Origin of the sequence: Sphaerisporangium sp. NPDC051011 (assembly GCF_040653595.1) — a bacterium.
In the GTDB taxonomy this organism is placed as follows: Bacteria; Actinomycetota; Actinomycetes; order Streptosporangiales; family Streptosporangiaceae; genus Sphaerisporangium.
In genome coordinates, this window is sequence record NZ_JBFAGG010000001.1 from 12,678 (window position 1) to 31,985 (window position 19,308).

General features: G+C 72.5%; 19 protein-coding genes. 10 read left to right on the forward strand and 9 right to left on the reverse strand.

Annotated features, from left to right (window positions below; all coding sequences use genetic code 11):
• Positions 1 to 19: 19 nt before the first annotated feature.
• Together AB0H21_RS00050 and AB0H21_RS00055 are read right to left on the reverse strand one after the other, a co-directional pair.
• A complete protein-coding gene (locus AB0H21_RS00050) occupies positions 20 to 925 on the reverse strand; it encodes a helix-turn-helix transcriptional regulator (protein WP_358509098.1) in 906 nt (301 codons plus the stop codon).
• 139 nt (positions 926 to 1,064) lie between these two features.
• Positions 1,065 to 1,319, reverse strand: coding sequence for a DUF397 domain-containing protein (locus tag AB0H21_RS00055; protein ID WP_358509101.1), 255 nt, complete (start codon positions 1,317 to 1,319; stop codon positions 1,065 to 1,067).
• A gap of 224 nt (positions 1,320 to 1,543) precedes the next feature.
• On the opposite strand from AB0H21_RS00055, the gene AB0H21_RS00060 reads away from it, so the two are divergent.
• From AB0H21_RS00060 to AB0H21_RS00080, 5 genes are all read left to right on the forward strand, one after another.
• Positions 1,544 to 2,137 (forward strand): ATP-binding protein, encoded by a 594-nt coding sequence (locus tag AB0H21_RS00060; protein ID WP_358509104.1) that lies wholly within the window; start codon positions 1,544 to 1,546, stop codon positions 2,135 to 2,137.
• Positions 2,138 to 2,269: 132 nt separating this feature from the next.
• Positions 2,270 to 3,148, forward strand: a complete 879-nt coding sequence (locus AB0H21_RS00065; protein WP_358509107.1) for an SAM-dependent methyltransferase — start codon at positions 2,270 to 2,272, stop codon at positions 3,146 to 3,148.
• Between the two features lie 188 nt (positions 3,149 to 3,336).
• On the forward strand, positions 3,337 to 4,599 hold the full coding sequence (locus AB0H21_RS00070; RefSeq protein ID WP_358509110.1) for a multidrug effflux MFS transporter: 1,263 nt from the start codon (positions 3,337 to 3,339) through the stop codon (positions 4,597 to 4,599).
• Positions 4,600 to 4,711: 112 nt separating this feature from the next.
• Entirely contained in the window at positions 4,712 to 5,122 is a 411-nt protein-coding gene (locus AB0H21_RS00075) for a hypothetical protein (protein ID WP_358509113.1), read from the forward strand.
• 264 nt (positions 5,123 to 5,386) lie between these two features.
• Entirely contained in the window at positions 5,387 to 6,232 is an 846-nt protein-coding gene (locus AB0H21_RS00080; protein WP_358509116.1) for a hypothetical protein, read from the forward strand.
• Between the two features lie 276 nt (positions 6,233 to 6,508).
• Here the strand turns inward: AB0H21_RS00080 and AB0H21_RS00085 are convergent, their stop codons facing one another.
• The 3 genes from AB0H21_RS00085 to AB0H21_RS00095 all read right to left on the reverse strand — a co-directional run bounded on the left by AB0H21_RS00085 (position 6,509) and on the right by AB0H21_RS00095 (position 9,639).
• Positions 6,509 to 7,771 carry a transposase gene (locus tag AB0H21_RS00085; protein ID WP_358509119.1) on the reverse strand — a complete coding sequence of 421 codons (1,263 nt, stop codon included), beginning with the start codon at positions 7,769 to 7,771 and terminating at the stop codon, positions 6,509 to 6,511.
• Between the two features lie 285 nt (positions 7,772 to 8,056).
• On the reverse strand, positions 8,057 to 8,860 hold the full coding sequence (locus AB0H21_RS00090) for a hypothetical protein (protein ID WP_358509122.1): 804 nt from the start codon (positions 8,858 to 8,860) through the stop codon (positions 8,057 to 8,059).
• A gap of 2 nt (positions 8,861 to 8,862) precedes the next feature.
• Positions 8,863 to 9,639, reverse strand: a complete 777-nt coding sequence (locus tag AB0H21_RS00095) for a hypothetical protein (protein ID WP_358509125.1) — start codon at positions 9,637 to 9,639, stop codon at positions 8,863 to 8,865.
• A gap of 241 nt (positions 9,640 to 9,880) precedes the next feature.
• Between AB0H21_RS00095 and AB0H21_RS00100 the strand changes: the two genes are divergently transcribed.
• Genes AB0H21_RS00100 through AB0H21_RS00110 form a run of 3 tightly spaced genes read left to right on the forward strand, consistent with a single transcriptional unit; the run spans position 9,881 to position 12,393 of the window.
• The gene (locus AB0H21_RS00100; protein WP_358509127.1) at positions 9,881 to 11,119 is read left to right on the forward strand and encodes a histidine kinase; all 1,239 of its coding nucleotides are present in this window, start codon (positions 9,881 to 9,883) and stop codon (positions 11,117 to 11,119) included.
• Entirely contained in the window at positions 11,110 to 11,751 is a 642-nt protein-coding gene (locus AB0H21_RS00105; protein WP_358509132.1) for a response regulator transcription factor, read from the forward strand. The genes AB0H21_RS00100 and AB0H21_RS00105 overlap by 10 nt, the downstream gene beginning before the upstream one ends.
• Positions 11,752 to 11,772: 21 nt before the next feature.
• On the forward strand, positions 11,773 to 12,393 hold the full coding sequence (locus AB0H21_RS00110) for a hypothetical protein (protein WP_358509135.1): 621 nt from the start codon (positions 11,773 to 11,775) through the stop codon (positions 12,391 to 12,393).
• Between the two features lie 163 nt (positions 12,394 to 12,556).
• On the opposite strand, the gene AB0H21_RS00115 is transcribed toward AB0H21_RS00110, so the two are convergent.
• Together AB0H21_RS00115 and AB0H21_RS00120 are read right to left on the reverse strand one after the other, a co-directional pair.
• Positions 12,557 to 13,558: a phosphotransferase gene (locus AB0H21_RS00115; RefSeq protein ID WP_358509138.1), complete on the reverse strand. Its 1,002-nt coding sequence runs from the start codon at positions 13,556 to 13,558 to the stop codon at positions 12,557 to 12,559.
• Between the two features lie 126 nt (positions 13,559 to 13,684).
• Complete coding sequence (locus AB0H21_RS00120; protein WP_358511318.1) at positions 13,685 to 13,900, reverse strand: alkaline phosphatase family protein; 216 nt, start codon at positions 13,898 to 13,900, stop codon at positions 13,685 to 13,687.
• Between the two features lie 401 nt (positions 13,901 to 14,301).
• Between AB0H21_RS00120 and AB0H21_RS00125 the strand changes: the two genes are divergently transcribed.
• A complete protein-coding gene (locus AB0H21_RS00125) occupies positions 14,302 to 15,570 on the forward strand; it encodes a C39 family peptidase (protein WP_358509141.1) in 1,269 nt (422 codons plus the stop codon).
• Between the two features lie 187 nt (positions 15,571 to 15,757).
• Here AB0H21_RS00125 and AB0H21_RS00130 read toward each other — a convergent pair whose 3' ends face one another.
• Positions 15,758 to 16,648, reverse strand: a complete 891-nt coding sequence (locus tag AB0H21_RS00130) for a ribokinase (RefSeq protein WP_358509145.1) — start codon at positions 16,646 to 16,648, stop codon at positions 15,758 to 15,760.
• Positions 16,649 to 16,751: 103 nt separating this feature from the next.
• On the reverse strand, positions 16,752 to 17,648 hold the full coding sequence (locus AB0H21_RS00135) for a helix-turn-helix transcriptional regulator (protein WP_358509148.1): 897 nt from the start codon (positions 17,646 to 17,648) through the stop codon (positions 16,752 to 16,754).
• Between the two features lie 198 nt (positions 17,649 to 17,846).
• Here AB0H21_RS00135 and AB0H21_RS00140 point away from each other — a divergent pair, with 198 nt between their 5' ends.
• Complete coding sequence (locus tag AB0H21_RS00140; protein WP_358509151.1) at positions 17,847 to 19,298, forward strand: MFS transporter; 1,452 nt, start codon at positions 17,847 to 17,849, stop codon at positions 19,296 to 19,298.
• The last annotated feature ends 10 nt before the right edge of the window (positions 19,299 to 19,308 follow it).

The following is a 19,308-nucleotide window of genomic DNA, read 5'->3' on the forward strand; positions in this document are numbered from 1 at the left end:
TCGGGCGGGGCGTCGCGTCCTAGATCTCGTCGAGGATGCGGGTCAGGGCCTTCCTGGTGTCGGACACCGGGATCGCGTCGAGGCAGAGGCGCTCCATGACCGCCTGGTAGCGGTCGAGGTCCTCACGCTTGTCGAGGTAGATCGCGCTGGTGAGCTGTTCCAGGTAGACCACGTCGGGCAGGTCGCGCTCGGCGAAGCGCAGGATGCTGAACGGGCCGCCGGCCGCGGCGTGGCCACCGGCGCTGAACGGCATCACCTGCACGGTGATGGTGGGGGACGCGATGGCCTCCAGCAGGTGCTTGATCTGGCCGCGCATCACGTCGGGGCCGCCGAGCGGGCGCCGCAGCGCCGCCTCGTCGATCACGGCCCACAGGTGGGGCGGGTTGGCGCGTTCGAGCAGCTTCTGGCGGGCCATGCGCAGGTCGACCCGCCGCTGGAGCTCGTCCTCCGCGCAGTCGGGGTGGCCGAGCATGACGACGGCACGGGCGTAGGCCTCGGTCTGCAGCAGGCCAGGGACGAACTGGACCTCGTAGCTGCGGATGCGGGTGGCGGCCTCCTCCAGGCCGACGTACGCCTCGAACCAGTTCGGCAGCACGTCGTCGAAGTTGTGCCACCATCCGGGGCGGTTGGCCTGGGCGACCAGGGACAGCAGCGCCTCGCGCTCGGTCTCGTCGGTGACGCCGTAGAGGGTGAGCAGGTCGGCGACGTCGCGCAGCCGGAAGCTGACGCGCCCGAGCTCCATGCGGCTGATCTTGGAGTGGGAGGCGCGGATCGAGTGCCCGGCGGCCTCCAGGGTGATGTTCCGGCTCTCGCGGCGCCTGCGGAGCTGCGACCCGAGAAGGATGCGCAACACCGTTGAGCTGCCGCGTTCCCGAGCCATCATGTTGAGAGGGGCCTCATCCCCTTCGGCTCGGGCTGTGATCATATCTCTTCCTTAGAACGGCAGATCGACTCACTTCTCACGGGCATAGAGAAGTTCACGATACCCCTCACGCCCCAATCCGGATATACCCCAACATCACCCTTAGGGCACAATTTTGAACGGTCAGTAATCGTCTAACCGGTCAAAAGGCCAGGTCATCGAAGTCCCCGCGCTTCGCGCCCTGGATGAAAGCCGCCATTTCGCCCCGGCTGTAAATCAGCGCGGGGCCACCCGGATGCCGGGAGTTCCGTACCGCGACACCGCCGTCCGGCAGAGGGGCCAGCTCGACGCAGTTGCCGCTCGGGTTACTGTACGCGCTCTTGCGCCATCGCACGCCGACTTGCTCCAAGCGTGCGGTGAGCTCGGACGCGGGCATGCCGTTGGAGATTTCGTCCATCTCGCCCCTTCACATCCCCCCGGAAATCCAGACAAATCTGACATCTGTCTCGTAAGCCCCTCTGTGCCACGGGAGCCCCATATAGGCGGTTCGGCCCTCAAGCGACAGCATACCTCTGTGCGTATGCACGTGCATCGGTACTTGCACATGCACACTAGCTAGGGGCAATATGGCTAAGCGCTAATCGCCCCGCCGATCAGGACCTAACCTCACAAGGCTCACTTATGACTGGGTATAGGACACAACGGACGAATCCCGCTCGGGTACCGGACCACGAGTGGGACGACTGGCTGGCCGCTCTCGACCGTGTCCTGTCGCCCGCGGGCCCCTGGGCCTCTGATGACGAGACGAGCGGCGAGAAGAGCACCGACCGGCTCAGGCTCGCCCTGTGCGAACTCCGCCAGGACCCGTACGCCGCCCGCACCGCCCGCACGTTCACCACGGACACCGTGCGCGGATGGGGGCTCACCGACCTGCTCGACGACGCCGAACTGGTCATCGGGGAGCTCGTGATCAACGCGCTGCGGCACGGGTTACGGGGCCGCCCCGCCGTCGTGTCCGCTCACACCGTGCGCGTCGTTCTGCTTCTCACCGACACCTCGCTGGTGTGCGTGGTCATCGACGAGGGCGCGGAGGTGCCGACGCCGCGCGAGCCCGACTTCGGCGACGAGGACGGGCGCGGCCTCCAGGTGGTCGCGGCCATCAGCGACCGGTGGGGATGGGCGCCCCTGCGCTCCCCCGGCAAAGCCGTGTGGGCCGCCTTCGGTCTCGGCGACCGGCCCGCACCCACCGGCCGACATCTGGAGATATGCCAGTAAATCCCGTTGAACCGGCACATCGGTCATACGCCGGAGAAAACCTTCTCCGTCCCCTCTCATCTCTTTTGAGGAAAGAACGGCCTCGGGCTCCCTCCGCCGGCGCTAGCATCGGCATTCCGGTGGAGGTGGAGCATGACGGCGCACGCGGGGTACAAGCCTCTCGGGTTCGATCCGAAGATCCCCAGCGAGGCCCGCGTCTACGACTACTACATGGGCGGCAAGGACAACTTCGCCGCCGACAGGCACGTGGCGCGGCTCGCCCTCAAGATCGCGCCCGAGCTCCCCCTCATGTGCCGTGAGGGACGCAGGTTCCTCGAACGTGTGGTGCGCCACCTCGCCGCTGCGGGGATCCGGCAGTTCATCGACGTCGGCTGCGGCCTTCCCACCCAGGGCAACGTCCACGAGATCGCCAGGGAGGCGGCCCCCGGCTCGCGGGTGGTGTACGTCGACAACGACCCGATGGTCGTCCGGCACGCCCAGGCCCTGCTGGCGGACGACGACTCGTGCACGGCCGTCATCGAGGCCGACATGCGCGACCCCCGCGTGCTCCTGAACCACCCCCGCCTGACCGAAGTGATCGACCTGGAGCAGCCGGTCGCGATCCTGGTCCTCTTCACGCTGGTCGGGATCTCCGACGACGCCGCCGCGCACGCCATCGTCCGCGGGTTCCGCGAGGCGGTCGCCCCGGGCAGCTACCTCGCCATCGCTCACAGCGTCTCCGACCTGTGCCCCGAGACCACCGCCAGGCTCACGGCCCTCTTCCAGGACGACGGTATGGTCTCCGACGGCCCGCGCCGCGACCAACTGCGCACCAAGGCCGAGGTCGAGCAGTTCTTCGACGGCCTGTCGCTCATCGAGCCCGGCGTGGTCTACATCGTGGACTGGCGGCCCGGCACGACGAAGGCGGAGGGCGACGGCGGTGGGGTGTGGTCGGTCGGCGGACTCGGCCGGGTGGCCGCGCGGACGGCCGCGACCGCCCCCGAACCGGCCGCCCCCGAACCGGCCGCCTGAGCCGGCCGAGCCGACCCCGAGCCGACCGAGCCCGCCTGAGGCGATCCCCGGCGATCCCGGGCTCCGGCGCGGCCGGGCCGAAGGCGTACTGTGGGCGCATAACGGCATCGAACCTGGTCAGGGACACCGCGAGGGGGCCCTGCCGGTGCCGTCCGGCGGCGCGCGCCGTGCCGCCCGATGGAGTCGCCATGTCCGCCACCACCGTCACCCCGCCCCGGCGGGCGGTGCTCGCCCCGCTGCCGGTCGCCGTGCTCGGCCTGCTGGCGGCGTTCCCGCCGTTCGCCGCCGACATGTACCTGCCGGGTTTCCCGGCCATCGCCCGCGACCTGCGCACCACTCCCCTGGGCGTGCAGTCGACGATCACGGCGCTGCTGCTCGGGATGGCCGCGGGCCTGTTCCTGACCGGCGCGCTCGCCGACCGGTACGGCCGCCGCCGCACGCTGCTCCCCTGCCTGGCCCTGTGCGCCCTGGCCGGCGCGGTCTGCGCCCTCGCCCCGGGCATCGGGACGCTGATCGGCGCCCGGTTCGTCCAGGGGCTCACCGGCGCGGCATGCGTCGTGATCGCCCGTGCCGTGGTCTCCGACGCCACCGACGGCCGGGAGGCGGCCCGCCTCTTCGGCCTCATGATGACCGTCCTCGGCATCGCGCCCGTGGTGGCGCCGCTCATGGGCGGCATCGTGGCGAGCGCTGCGGGCTGGCGCGCCGTCTTCTGGGCGCTGGCGGCGCTGACCCTGCTGATGTTCGCGGCCGCGGTGGTTGCCGTTCCCGAGACGCCACCCGGGCGCGTGCGGCCCCTGCGGGAGCCCGGCGCGCCGGTGGGCGGCCTCCTGCGGGACCGCCCGTTCCTCGGGTACGCGGTGGCCTTCGCCCTGGCCTTCGGCGCGCTGACGGCGTTCCTGGCCGCGTCGCCGTTCGTGCTGCGCAGTGTATACGGCCTGTCGACCGAGGCGTACTCGCTGATCATCGCCGTCTACGCGCTGGTGCTCACGCTGGTCGCCACGGCCGGCGCCCACCTGGTGTACCGCCACATGCCCCACCGGCTGCTGGAGGGCGGGCTGACCGTGCTGCTGGCGGCCTCGGCCACCCTGTGCGGCCTCGCGCTCACCGGCGCGCTGCCGCTCGCCGCCTGCCTGCCGTTGCTGCTGGTCGCGGTCGCGTCCCTGGGGCTGGTGCTCGGCAACGCCTGCGCGCCGGCCCTCGGGCGGACGCCCCGGGCCGCGGGAGCCGCCGCGACGTTCCTGGCCGCCGCGCAGTTCACGGCCGGGGCGATCACCGCGCTTCTGGCCGGGATCGGCGGTGACCACGCGGCGGCCATGGGCCTGGTGATGACGGTCTGCGCCCTGGTGGCGCTCTTCGTCGTGGCGACGACGCGGGGCACCATGGACGTGACGAGACGCGAACGCCTTGATACCGGACGTATCGGTATCGGGTCTTGCGATCAACCCCGGTGACGCACACACTCGAAGCGGGCGAGCCGACTCACGGCGCGTTCTGGGGGTGGTCCTCGTGCACGATGGCTACAGCACTCGCGAAACCTGGCCCTTCGAGTGCCCGCGGTGCCTCATGATCTGGGAAGAGGATTACACCGTCCGGCATCTCACCGACCGCCACGGCAACGTGGTGGAGGTCTGGTCGCTCGGCGGGGTGCTGGTCCAGCCACCGTGGTCGGGCGCGTGGTGCCCGGGCTGCGGCCACGCCGACGTCAAGATCTTCCCCCGCGGTTATCTCTCCCGACATCCGGAGATTCGCCTCACCACCCGCGCCGCGCCGCCCCTCCCGGAGCCCGTGGCGGGCGGTGAGCCGATCACGCCGGCGTCCGAGCCGCCGCCCGCCGTTCCCCCCTCGGCGGCCTCTCGGCGCCCTCTCGTCCATCCGAGGCACCCGGTGCTCTACGCGCTGGCCGGCCTCTCGGTGCTGCTCGTCGCGGGGCTTGAGTTGCTCCAGCTCCTCAGGGCGGCTCACCCCGTGCACTGACGGCGCCGCGGGGCGTGGCGCGCACGGAAACGAAAACTTTCCCGGCGCCACCCCGAGGCACGTGTCAGCGGTACGGCGCGCCGCGCCACGCGGGGCGGGCTCACCGCCCCTGCGATGATCTCGAATGATTACGGTCCGTTGGTACCGTCCGGACGATCGAGCCCCAATATGTCAGTGATCTCGTGGGAGAAAGATCGATTGCCGCCCGCGCGTCGGCACGAATCAGACTTAACTTTTGCCTCATACCCCGTAAAATCCGCCGATGTGAACGATGGTCACCACGTCCCACAGGAGCTTCCGGTCCGCGAACGCTCGTTCCGGACCAGCTCCGGCAGGCACCGGCGCCCGGTGCCCGCGCATCTGCCTCCGGACGCGCCCGCACTCGTGCTGGCCGCGCCCGGCGCCGGCGGCGACATCCCGGCGGCCGTCAAGACCATCGTCAGCGTCGATCATCCCCAGCTCGACGTGCGCCTGATCCACCTGGGCGACGCCAAGACCAACCTGGCCGAGACGCTCACCGAATGCGCCGCCAAACGGCCCGCCGGATCGCCCGCCGCCATCGTCGTCCCGCTGGTCACCGGCCCTCACCAGCAGGTCTACCGGGCCATCCGGGAGGCCGTCGCCGAGAGCGACGTCATGACCACCATCGCCGACCCGCTCGGGCCGCATCCGATGCTGGCCGAGGCGCTGCACGTCAAGCTGGCCGAGAGCGGGCTCGCCCGGGCCGACCGCATGCGCCTGTTCAACATCGCCGCGCCGGTGGACGGCATCATCGTGGCGACCGTCGGCGGCCAGGAGGCCGTGCGCGCGGCGGACGCGACGGTCGTCCTGCTCGCCGCCCGGCTCACCCTGCCCGTGGTCGCCGCCTCGCTGGACGCCTCGCCCGGCGTCGGGGACGCCGCGCAGCGGCTGCGCAACATCGGCGCCTCCCGCCTGGCGCTCGCGCCCTTCCTGATCGGGCCGGAGATCGACCCGCTGAAGATCACGAAGGCCGCCGAGTCCGTGGGCGCCGGGTGCTCCGATCCCATCGGCGCGCACACCGCGGTCGCCCAGCTGGTCGCGCTCAGCTACGGTAGCTCGCTCACCGGCGTCGACCCCGACCAGCCCTAGGCGGTCACGTCCTCCGCCGCGTCCCGTCCACCGCAAGGGCCGGCGTCACATCCGGCCACGTGTGCACGGGCTCCTCTCCTCCCCACCCAAGATGGAGCCCCACCCTTGACTCCACGTGCGCGGCCCCGGCCGTTCCGGCGGGCCCACCGGGAGCCGCGCGCGGAGATCACGGGAACCCATTGACGCCGCACCGGCTAGTCGGTATGCCTGAACAGCGCCATTGTTTGACGCGCTCCCCGGGCTGAAGCCCGGGGATTCCGCCTGTGCCGCGCATACTCACGCGGCGGCACTTCGGTGGCTTCCTGCTTCCTCGACCGTGCCCTTCTCCCCGCGCCGGGGCGCGGGGGCCGGGGTCTTACGGGTCTCCGCAGGCGTTTTGGGTCTCCGCTTCCCGCCCATCTCAGGCACGGGTTTCCGTCCAGCGGCGACCTGCCGCCTCCCGGCGGCCAATATGTTACGCGCGGCGTTGACATCCCGATCGTGGACCGCCCCGCAGGCGCAGGTCCACTCCCGGACCCTCAACGGCATCGACTCGGCGACGGCCCCGCAGTCCGAGCACAGCTTGGAGGAGGGGAACCACCGGTCGATCCGATGAAAGACCCGCCCGTACAGCGCCGCCTTGTACTCCAGCATGCCCACGAACGCCGACCAGCCCGCGTCATGCACGCTCTTGGCCAGCCGGGTGCGCGCCAGTCCCGCCACGGCCAGATCTTCCACGTAGATCGCTTGGTTCTCGCGAACTATCCGGGTGGACTGCCGGTGGTGGAACTCGCGGCGCGCGTCAGCGACCTTCGCGTGCTGCCGGGCGACCTTCTGCCGGGCCTTGGCCCGGTTGCTCGACCCCTTGACCTTACGCGACAGCGCCCGCTGGAGCTTCTTGAGTTTCTTCTCCGCCCTGCGCAGGAAACGCGGAGCGTCGATCTTCCGCCCGTCGGACAGGACCGCGAAGTGCCCCAACCCCAGATCGATCCCGGTCTCGGACTCGACCGGCGGGAGAGGCCGTTCGCCGATCTCGACGACGAACGAGGCGAAGTACCGCCCGGCCGCGTCCTTGACCACCGTCACACTGGACGGGTCGGCGGGCAAGGCGCGCGACCAGCAGACCTCCACCTCCCCGATCTTCGGCAGGCGCAACCCCCCGCCGGGCGTGACGCAGAAGCGGGCGTTCTTGGTGAAGCGGATCGCCTGCCGGTTGTCCTTCCGGGACCGGAACCGGGGCAGGCCCACCTTCGGCCCCTTCCGCTTCCCGCTGACCGAGTCGAAAAAGTTCCGGTACGCCGTGTTCAGGTCCGCCAGCGCCTGCTGCAACACCACGGCCGACACCTCACCCAGCCAGGAACGCCCAGGCGTCTTCTTCGCCTCGGAAATGACCCGCTTGGACAGCTCACCGTCCGAAACGTACGGCAGCCCCGCCGCGTGGGCGTCGGTCCGTGCGCGCAGCCCGTCGTTGAACACCACCCGCGCGCACCCGAACGCCCGCGCCAGCGCGACGCGCTGACCAGCGGTCGGGTAGAGGCGGAAGTTGTACCTGAGCTGCACGGCGCCAACGGTATCCCGGTACGCGGCCGGGCGAATGGGTGTTCGAGAACTCGCGACCACCTGGGGCGCCTACTTCTTCACTGGTGAGCCGGCCACCGCCGAACGCCACCGCGAACCCCGCGGCCCTGGTCCGCCACCCGCCCGGCAGATCGAACAGCACAACATCTCGACTCCGCCGGGTAAAGCCGATCCGCCTTGGCGGCGGATCGGCTTTCCTGCCCCGCTGTTCGGACTCCCGGCCTCCCGGCCGGGAGTCCGTCCGTCACACCGGCCGGCTCGGACGCGCTACCGGATCGCCGCGAACGCCGCGCCCGCGACCAGAGCGATGATCAACGACAGGACGATCACGACCATGATCGTGCCCAGCGGCTCGGGGCGGCGCGGCATCCGGCCGTGCACCCGCGCGGCGCGGACCTGCCCCGAGGGCGTGACCGCCGAGGGAGAGGGCTCGGCGGACGGCAGGGACGGCGCGGGCGTGGGCTCGGGCACCTGCCGCACCGGCGGCCGCACGACCGACGGCAGCGCCAGCGGCGGCCGGACGGGCGGCCTCGGTGAGGGGACCACCGGCGGCACGGGTGCGCGCGTGGGCGTGGCACTGGGCGCAGGACGCGGCGTGGAGGTCGGCCGCGGGGCGGGCTCGGTGGGAGCCGGGGGCCGGGACGGCTCGGGCGCGGGAGTGAGCGTCGGCGCGGGCTCCGGCTCCCGCGTCGGCGGGGAGGACGGCGGGGGCTCGGGCGGCGGAGCGGGCCGCGGCGGCGGGCGATGACACAGGGGCGGGCCGCCGATGCTGAGCCCGACCCGCAGGCTCACCACGACGTCCACGTCCAGGCACACGGTGATCAGCCCGTCGTCATCGTCCCCGCCGAGCAGTCCGAGATCGACGTCGGCCACCCGCCGGGCGTGCTCGGGCGACGACGGCGGGTCCGAGGGAAGGGCGTCGTCCGCCGTGACGGTGATCCGCGCCGGGCCGGGAGCGGGAGTCGCGTGCCGGCGCTGGGGGGCCGCAGGCTCGGGGGTGGCGCCCGGGAGCGGGGTGAGCGGCGAGAGGGAGAGCGCGGTCAAGAGCGCGGTGGCGCGGATGGCCGGCACGGTCAGCCGCTCCAGGGCAGGCGCCGCACTTCGGTCAGCGCGGCCTCGAACGCGTCGGGGCCGACCGAGAGGCCGCTGGCGAAGGTGTGCGAGATCTGCCAGGCGAGGAAGACGCCGAGGCCGAGCAGGCCGGACATCACCATGAGCGGCACCAGCGTCTTGCCCCGAGGCCGCGCGCCCGCGAGGAAGGGGAAGACGATGACGATGAGGCCGGTCAGGACGGCCAGGGGAAGCACGCCCGCGGGAGGTTTGGCCGAGGCGTCGGCCGCGCGCTGGCGGCGGGCCGCGGACCAGTCGCGCATCTCGTCGAGCAGCTCGCCGCGGGCGACCTTGGCGTCGTCGTCGCTCAGCACCAGCCCGTTCACCAGTGTGCGCAGCGCCTCCAGCCGCGTGGCGCCCTCCTCCCCGAGCCTGCCGGAGGCCATGAGCGGCCATTCGCGGTGCACCACGAAGTCCAGGTAGTCGCGCACCTGTTGCCGCACCTGGGGCCCGGCGGGCGCGGGCAACCGGGCCGCGGACCAGTAGGACTCGACGGCCGCCTGGCTCTCGGCGTAGGTGTTCTGGCGGGCGGAGTCGGCCGTGGCCCACGGCACGACGATCGCGATGGCGAAGACCAGCAGGAACAGCGAGGACAGCATCGACCCGGAATGCCCAGCCGTGGGGCCGTTCGGCGCGAGGTCGTCGGTGCCGCCTCCGTACCGCCGGAACAGGAGCGCGGCCACGGCCACCACGCCGACGGCCGCGAGGATCGCGAATACGCTGACCAGGATCATCTGCATAGCCACTTTCTGCCAGGGACGCTGCGTCCGTTGCTGATCGCATGCCGTGACATAGGTATCACATTACGTAATGACTTCGGACGCCGATCGCGCAGATGTGCATAACTCGTGCTTGGTGCCCGTCACCATCGGGAGCAATCCGACATAGTGAGCACGTGACGGCGAAGGGAGGCTCGCACCACCCTGAGAGGGGAGGCCAGGCCCATGTCCGGGCAGGGCCGAGTGTCCCTACGGTGAGGACATGAGCGTCGCCGAGGTGAGCACCCCCTGGGACCGGGTCCGCGCCCACTGGTCGTCGCGTTCCTGGCTGCGCATGTTCCACCTGGTGACCGGCGCTCCCCTGAGCGCGGTCGCCCTGGCGCTCATCCTGGGCGTCGGCGCCGTGTCGGTGATCTTCGTGTGGACGCTGGTCGTGCCGGTGGCGGGCTCGCTGCTGCTGATGTGGCTGCTGCCGCTGCTCACCCGCCTGCAACGCCTGAGGTTCGCCGCCTACCTCGGCGTCGAGATCCCTCCGGTGCCGAAGCGCCGCTGGGAGGGCAACATCGCGATGCGGCTGGTGCGCCGCGCCCGCTCGGCCACGCTGTGGCGCCAGGTCGCCTACCACCTGCTGTCGCCGCTGATCAGCGGGGTCGGGTTCGCGGGGGTGATCGCCACCTGGTCGGGCGCCTTGGTGACGGGCGGGGTCGCCGCGCATTTCTGGGGGCTCGGGGACCGCTGGCCCGGCGTGCTGTTCACCGTCCTTTCCGGGGCGCTGGTCGTGGCCGGGCCGTGGCTGGCCCAGGGGGTGACCGCGCTCGACGTGATCGCCGCCGAGGCGCTGCTCGGCCCGAGCATCAGCGACCAGCTCGCCGAGCGGGTGGAGACGCTGCGCGAGAGCCGGGCCGAGGTGATCGACGCCGCGGACGCCGAGCGCCGCCGCATCGAGCGCGACCTGCACGACGGGGCGCAGCAGCGGCTGGTGTCGCTGGCGATGAAGCTCGGCATGGCCCGCGCGACGTTCGGCGACCTGCCGCCGGCGGCCCGGGACATGATCGCCCAGGCGCACGACGAGGCCAAGCACGCGCTGAAGGAGCTGCGCGACCTGGTACGGGGCCTGCACCCGGCCGTCCTGAACGACGAGGGCCTGGACGCGGCGCTGTCCGGCCTCGCCGCGCGCGCCTCGCTGCCCGTGCGGCTGCGCGTGGACGTCCCCGAGCGGGTCTCCCCCACGATCGAGGCGGTGGCGTTCTTCGTGGTGTCCGAGGCCCTGGTCAACATCGCCAAGCACGCCGGGGCGTCCACCGCCGAGGTGACCGTGCTGCGGGAGGGACCGCGGCTGCGCGTGGTGGTGTTCGACGACGGCCGGGGCGGCGCGGACCCGGCCGCGGGCACGGGCCTGCGCGGGCTGGCGCAGCGCGTCGGCTCGGTGGACGGGACACTGAAGCTCGACAGCCCGCCGGGCGGGCCGACGACGATCCGCGTGGAGGTGCCGTGCGCGTAGTGCTCGCCGAGGACTCGGTCCTGCTCAGGGAGGGCCTGGTCTGGATGCTCGGCTCGGCCGGCATGGAGGTCACGGCGGCCGTGGCCGACGCCGAGGCGCTGCTGCGCGCCTGCGACGAGCACAGGCCCGACCTGGTCGTCACCGACGTGCGCATGCCGCCGGGCCACTCCGACGAGGGGTTGCGCGCGGCGCTGGTGCTGCGCCGCCGGTGGGCGGAGCTTCCGATCGTCGTCCTGTCGCAGTACGTCGAGGAGCGCTACGCGACCCAGCTGCTGTCGACGGAGACCAGCGGCATCGGCTACCTGCTGAAGGACCGTGTCGCCGACGTCGAGCAGTTCCTGGACGCGCTGCGCCGGGTGGCGGCGGGCGGCACCGCGCTGGACCCGGAGGTCGTGGCCCAGCTGCTCGTCCGCCGGCACAGTGATCCGCTGGACCGGCTCACCCGCAGGGAGTACGAGGTGCTGGCGCTGATCGCCGAGGGCCGGTCGAACACCGGCATCGCCGAGGCGCTGGTGATCTCCGAGGGCGCGGTCGGCAAGCACATCAACAACATCTTCTCCAAGCTCGACCTGCCCGGCGCGGACAAGGACCACCGGCGGGTGCTCGCCGTCCTGCGCTTCCTGAAGATCTGAGGGGCTCTGGAAGACGTGGCCATGCGCAGCACCGTTCGCACCGGCTGGATCGTCGTGGGAGGGCTGTTGTCCGCCCTCGCCGTGTTCGGCATCGCCTTCGCGGTCTGGGACAACCTCCGCCTGCCCGGCGCGTACGGGCTCGGCACGCGGTCGTACGACTCGGCGGACCTCGGCCGGGTGACGACCGAGATCTCGACGGTCGCCTACGCGATCACGGCCCCGCTGATCCTGGTGGACGCGTCCGGCCCGGTGGAGGTGCGGGTCGTCCGGGGCGCCGAGGGCAGGCTCACGATCCGGCGGGAGATGTCCTGGCACGAGGCCGACCGCGAGTTCGGCGAGTCGTGGGCCGGCGGCACGACGCTGCGCGTGCGGCTGGACTGCCCCACCCGTCCGGACGGGCCCTCGTGCCGGGCGGTCTACACGTTGAGCGTGCCGCCCGCGGTGAAGGTGAGGATGGCGACGCCGGACGGCCTGGTCGCCTGTCCCGCCGCGGCGGCCACGGAGGCACCCTCCGCGACGCCGTCCCCGTCCGCCCCGCCCGTTTCCGCCACGCCCTCGCCCGCTCCGGAGGCCCCGGCCGGGCCGTCCGTCCCGTCGTGCCGCGACGGCGTCCCGGCGGACGCGGAGCTCGCCGGAACGTGAGATCCGTCAGCGACCTTCGACGGGCCTCACGGAGGGAACGGCGACGTCGCCCGAAGCCCGTCCGGGCAGGTGGTTCCCTTGCCGCCGCCGGTGACGACGACGGACCGCCCGGCCACTGAGGTGAACATGGGTACTCCGTCGTGCTCTGCCCTGCTTTGGGGCTCTAGAGGGAGCCGCTCAGATAGCGCTCGGCCAGCTCGCAACTGCCCAGCGTGTAGCCGGTGCCGAGCTCGCGGGCGACGTCGGCCGCCGAGTGCGAACCGATCCAGGCGAGCAGCAGGAGCCGGCGGAACATGACGAACGTCCAGATCTCACGCTCGTCGTCCGCGGAGAGGCCGTGGACGGTCCGGTAGCCGCGCACCCAGGCGTCGATCATCTCGGGGACCTTGGGGTGGTGCTCGATGAAGCTGACGGCGGCGCCGAGGTCGTACATGTACCAGCTGATGCCGCAGTCGTCGAAGTCGATGACGGTGGTGCCGGCGGTGCCGTCCACCAGGAGGTTGGCGAGGCGCATGTCGGCGTGGATGAGCCCGAACCGCTCGGGGCCCTTGCCGTACCGGGCGAGCCGGTCGCGCAGGGCCGACTCCAGCCGGGCCAGCACCTCGTGCGCCTCGCGGTCGACGCCCACCCCGTCCTGCCACCGGCCCCAGCGCGGCGCGGGGCCGAACGCGGCGTCCTCGTCCCAGGCGAAGCGGGTGAACGCGGCCGGCCGCCGCCAGCGGCGGGCGTGCAGGTGCATGCGCGCGGTGATGGCACCGAGGGGCTCGAAGTGCTCGACGAGGCGCTCCTCGGGCGGCTCGGCGCCGGGGACCCACTCGAACATCACGCAGTTGCGCGGCGCCGCGCCCGGGTCCTCGACGGTGACGACGCGCGAGCCGTCGAGGGCGGCCAGCACCGCGGGGGTGCGCACGCCGGCCTCGTCGCCGAGCGCCGACTGCCAGTCCAGCTCGGAGAGGATCGCCTCGGGCGAGTGGTATCCGAGCCGGTGGACGCGCAGCACCGTGCGCGCCCCTTGGTCCTCGACGAGGAACGTCGCGTTCTCGGACACGTTGAGGAGCGTGACCCGCGCCTCGGGCGACATCCCGTAACCCGGCAGCGCCCGCCGGGCCACCAGCCCGACGCGGGACAGCACCTCGTCACCCCCGGACAGGTCGTGGAGCTCCATCGGCCCTCCTCATGCTCGCGGCTCGCCCATGACCGGCGTGGCCGCCACGCGGTAACGGTCCCATGCTCACGGCTGCGGCGCCACGCCGACCCAGGGCCTCCGCGTCAGTGGTCGCGACCGTCGTGCTCACCCGACGGCCTGATGGCGGGCTCGCTGAAGATGCGCGACCCGACCAAGTGCGACATCATCGGCCGGATCGTCCTGGAGGACGCGCCAGACGTCCGGGTTGGAGGCGATGGCGTCGAGGATGTCGTAGGTGATCACGGCGCTCTGCGCGGGCGAGGACGCGCTCGGGTGCTCGGAGTCCACGGACGAGGGGACGATGTAGCTCACCTTGGGCAGGCGCCCGCGAGGGCGTACACACGCTTCCGACGGCCGAGATCAGAACCGCCGCCGCAGCCGGTGACCGTTCCGGTCGGGCAACGCGGGGCTCCACGAACTGGTGACGGTCCCCGGTCCCTGGGTGCACCGCCTCGCACTTCACGGGCTGGACCGTCTGATTCTCGACTGCGCCGAGCGGCCTTGCAAAGAGCTTCCGTGAAACCGGATGTCCGGCCTGGAGAGCGCGAAGTGTCCAAGGCCAGGCAGGCTCGATGACCGGTCCAGAGACCACGGCGATGGCCGACGCCTGACAAGGGTTCGCACGGGCCGGCACCACGATACGTAAACCTCCCGATGTGTGAAACGCGGCGCGGCGCCTACGGTCGGCGGCGTCGAGAACCCCCTGAGGCAAGGTGGAGTTCATGCGCGTTCTGGCCGTGTTCCTCTTCGCCGTCCTTTCGAGCACCCTCATCTCCTCCCCCGTCGCCGCGGACACTCTCGCGGCGGGCGGGAAACCCCGTCCCAGTCCCGTGGTGGACGTCGTCTACAAGCGCGAGGCGTTCCTCGCGGGCACCGCCGAGGGCGTGTCCGCCGCCGACCGCCTCACCTTCCGGTCACCCGCGGGGACGACGACCTACACCGACGCGCTCGGCACCAAGACCTGGGAGTACGCCCGCTGGACCGGCAGGGAGCGGCCCGTCGGCTTCGCCGCCACCGAGCTGGTCGCCTCCTGGACGGCCGACACCCCCGCCGGGAGCTGGCTGCAGGTCGAGATGCGCGGGCGGCACACCGGCGGCCTGACCAAGTGGTACGTCCTCGGCCGCTGGGCGTACGGCGAGGGCGACATCCGCCGCACCTCGCTGCCCGGGCAGGGCGACGCCGACGGCACCGTCTACGTCGACACCTTCGCCGCGAAGACCGGCAAGGCCATCTCGGCCTACCAGCTCCGCGTCACCCTGTACCGCACGCCCGGGTCGTCCGCGCGGCCGGTCGTGCGGACACTCGGCGCGATGTCGTCGGCCGTCCCCGAGCGGACGGAGGTGCCGGTCAGCCCCGGCGGCGGCGCGTGGGGAACCGAGCTTCCGGTGCCCCGGCGTTCGCAGAGCGTCCACCAGGGCCACTACCCCGAATGGGACGGCGGCGGCGAGGCGTGGTGCAGCCCCACCTCGACCACCATGGTGCTGGGCTACTGGGGCAGGTGGCCGAGCGCCGCGGACACCTCGTGGGTGGACCCGTCCGACCCGAACCCCGAGGTCGACTACGCGGCCCGCTACACCTACGACCACGCCTACCAGGGCGCGGGCAACTGGCCGTTCAACACCGCGTACGCCGGGCGGTACGGGCTGGACGGGTTCGTCACCCGGCTGCGGTCGCTGACCGAGATGGAACGCCTGATCGCCGCCCGCATCCCCGTGATCACCTCGCAGTCGTTCGAGGAGGAGGAGCTGCCCGGCGCGGGCTACGGCACCAACGGCCACCTCATGGTGATCATCGGCTTCACCTCCACGGGCGACGTGATCGCCAACGACCCGGCCTCGCCCTCCAACGACGCCGTGCGCCGGGTGTACCCGCGCGCGGCCTTCGAGAAGGTCTGGCTGCGCAGCACGGGCAGCGGCGGCGTCGTGTACGTCATCCACCCGGCGAACCGTCCCCTGCCCCCGGCCGCCGTGCCGGGACAGCCCAACTGGTGAACTGAGGCCTGAGGGGACGGCGGTCGCGCCGTCCCCTCATCCGTCGGCGTCGCCAGGTCCAGCACCCGGATCCCCGCCAGGGCTTGCATCTCGCTCCTCCGTGGTCACGGAGTCAGGGTTTCGCGGCTCGGAGGTTCGCGGCTCGGAGGTTCACGGCTCAGGGGTTCACGGCTCAGGGGTTCACGGCTCAGGGGTTCACGGCCGACTCCAGGGCGGCGTCGACCTCGGCGCGCGTGGGCATGGACGTGCTCGCCCCCTCGCGCTGGACGGACAGCGCCGCCGCCGCGGTCGCGAAGCGCAGAGCGCGCTCGGCGGGCATGCCCTCGGCACGGCCTACCGCCAGCGCGCCGGCGAAGGTGTCGCCCGCCGCCGTGGTGTCGACGGCGGTCACCGGTAGGGCCGGGACGCGCAGCCGCGCGCCCGAGCGCGAGCCGTACAGCGAGCCCTCGGCCCCGAGGGTGATCACCGCCTCGGGGACCAGGTCGAGCAGGGCCTTGAGCGACTCCTCCGGGTCGGCGAGGCCGGTGATGGCCGCCGCCTCGTGCTCGTTCGGGACGATCAGGCCGACGGCGCCGAGCAGTTCGCGCGGCATCTCCTGGGCGGGGGCGGGAGTGAGGACGACGGGGACGCGCGCCCGGGTCGCAGCGGCTACCACCGCCTCCATGGGCAGCTCCAGTTGCAGCAGCAGCGCGTCGGAGCGGTCGATGACGGCCAGGTCGTCGTCCGTGGGCCCGGTGAGGGTGCCGTTGGCGCCGGGGACGACGATGATCGAGTTGCCGCCCGCGTCGTCCACGACGATGTGCGCGATCCCGGACGAGCCGGGCACGACGCGCAGGCGGGTGACGTCGACGCCCGCCGACGCCAGCGTCTCGCGCATGACCGGACCGAACGCGTCGTCGCCGACCGCCCCGATGAAGGCGACCTCGGCCCCGGCGCGGGCCGCCGCGATGGCCTGGTTCGCCCCCTTGCCGCCGGGGATCGTGGCGAACGCCCGGCCCGTCACGGTCTCCCCGCGTCTGGGGGCGGTCGCGGTGTAGGCGACCAGGTCCATGTTGGCGCTGCCGAAAACCGAGATCATGATCCGTCCTCTTCCCTACCGGTTACACCCGCGTCGTACCCGCGGCCGGTCCGGCCGCGCGCGTGCGGCGGGCGAGCTCGTCGAAGCCGATGCCGTCGGCAGGTCAGTGGACGTGGTCGACGGCCTGCGCCTCAGAGTTGGCCCTGAGCCGGGCGATGCGCTCGCGGCTCTCGTCGTCCATCGGCGTGTAGACGACCATGCGCGTCTCGGGCGGGGACGGCAGGGCCATGCTCGTCGACGTCGTGCGCACCTCGCCGACCGCCGAGTGCTGGAAGATCTTCATGCGCTTGCCCGGCTGCGCCACCTCGTGATCCGCCCACATCGCCGCGAAGGTCGGGCTCGCCTTGGACAGGCCGCGCACGAACTCCACCCACGACGGCTCGCCGATGTGCCGGACGAAACCGGCGCGCAGCGTGGCCACCATCAGCGCCTGCTCCGCCTCGGCGTTCAGCACGGGATTGCAGCACGCCGGGCAGGTGAAGCACTGCCAGATCGCGTTGCGCTCGGGCAGCTCGCGCCGGACCATGTTCGGGAGCAGCGCTCCGTACGGGGCGTTCCAGGCCAGCAGGTCGTACCTGCTGTTGTACACGGACGCGGGCAGCGGGTCGAGGTTCTCCAGGATCGTGTGCACCTCGGGCTCCAGGACGCCGCACCCGTCGGCCGGGCGCACCTCGGGGACGTCCGCGAGCCGGTACAGGTGCTCGCGCTCGGCGGTGTCCAGCCGGAGCGTGCGGGCCACGGCGTCCAGCACCTGCACGCTGGCGTTGATCCTTCGCCCCTGCTCCAGCCAGGTGTACCAGGTCACCCCCACCCCGGCGAGCTGGGCGACCTCCTCGCGCCGCAGGCCCGGCGTACGCCGGCGCAGGCCGGGCGGCAGGCCGACGTCGGCGGGCGAGATGCGCTCGCGGCGGCTGCGCAGGAACGCCGCAAGCTCGGTACGCCGCACGGGGTCCTTCTCCCGTACGGCGCCCGTCATCGGCACCGGACCACCGTTCCGCATCGCCCCCGCCTCCCGCCGCGCATCCCCCCGAGACCGCGCCGCCACCCCGCGGCCCGGACCTCCCCGGCCCGGCCGGATCGAGGCTCCGGCGGCACCCCCTTCATACTGGACGCCGGGCGGACCCGTTGCCAGGTGGCACCGGTACCAGGATAGGCAGGCTCTCGTTACCGGTATCGACGGGCGACGACGATCGTCCCCATGACCTCAGTGACAAGATCCTCTCCCGCCGGGGGGACGGGGACGGCCGCCGTCCCCGGGCGGGCCGATCGGGCGTCCCGGCGAGGTGCGGGGTGGCTGCTCGGCATCGTGCTGGTGGGCCAGTTCATGGCGACCCTCGACGTCTCGATCGTCAACGTGGCGGCCCCGACGATCCGCACCGACCTCGCCACCTCCGGCTCCGGCCTCCAGCTGATCATCTCCGGCTACACGATCGCGTACGCGATGCTGCTCATCACCGGCGCCCGCCTGGGCGGGCTGTCCGGCCCGCGGCGGCTGTTCCTGCTCGGGCTCGCCGTGTTCACCGCCGCGTCCCTGGCCTGCGGCCTCGCCGGCTCGGAAGGGGCGCTGATCGCGTTCCGGCTCGTCCAGGGCGCGGGATCGGCGCTCATGGTGCCCCAGGTGCTCAGCATGATCCAGCTCCACTTCACGGGCGCCGCGCGGGCCAGGGCACTCGGCGCCTACTCGGCCGTGCTCGCCGGGGGCGTGGTCGTCGGGCAGGTCGCGGGCGGCGCGCTGGTGAGCGCCGACCTGTTCGGCATGGCCTGGCGGCCGGTGTTCCTGGTCAACGTCCCCATCGGCGCCGCCCTGCTGGTCATCGGCGCGCTGCTGCTGCCACGCGAGCACGTGCCCCGCGAGCAGGGCCTCGACCTCGCGGGCCTGATCACGCTGTCGGTGGCGGTGGTCATGCTGGTGGTGCCGCTGGTGCTCGGGCACGAGCAGCACTGGCCGGCGTGGGGCTGGTGGTCGATGGCCGCGAGCGCGGCCGTGACCGGCGTGTTCGTCGCGGTGGAGCGGCGGGCGCGGCACCCGCTGATCCCCGGCCGCCTGCTGCGGACCCCCGGGCTGGCGCCCTCGGCGCTCGGCATGTTCGGGTCGATGGTGACGTGGGGCGGGTTCCTGTTCAGCGTGGCGCTGCACCTCCAGGGCGGGCTCGGCGACAGCCCGATCGGCGCGGGGGTCTCGTTCGTCCCGGGCGCGGCCGGGTTCGCGCTCGTCAGCCTCACCTGGCGGCGCCTCCCGGCACGGCTGCACCGGCCGGTGATCTTCGCCGGCTTCGCCGCGGCGGCCGTGGGCTACCTGGGCGTGGCGCGGGCCTTCGCCTCCGGCGGCGACGGGCAGCCGTACTTCGGGATCTTCTTCGCCGTAGCCGGGATCGGGCTCGGGCTGGCCTACAACCCGCTGTTCACCGTGGCGCTGGAGAACGTCGCCGCGCGCGACGCGGCCGACGCCAGCGGGCTGATGGCCATGACGCTGCAGCTCGGACAGGTGGTGGGCGTGACGGCGTTCGGCACGCTCTACCTGAGCCTGACGCCGTCCGCGCACGCCGTGGGGGTCACCGCCGCGGGCCTCGCCGCCACGACCGTGGTCGCGGGAGCCTGCGCGCTGCCTCTGCTTCGGCGCGGCGCCGGACGCCGGGCGACGGACGCCTGAGTACGGGCGC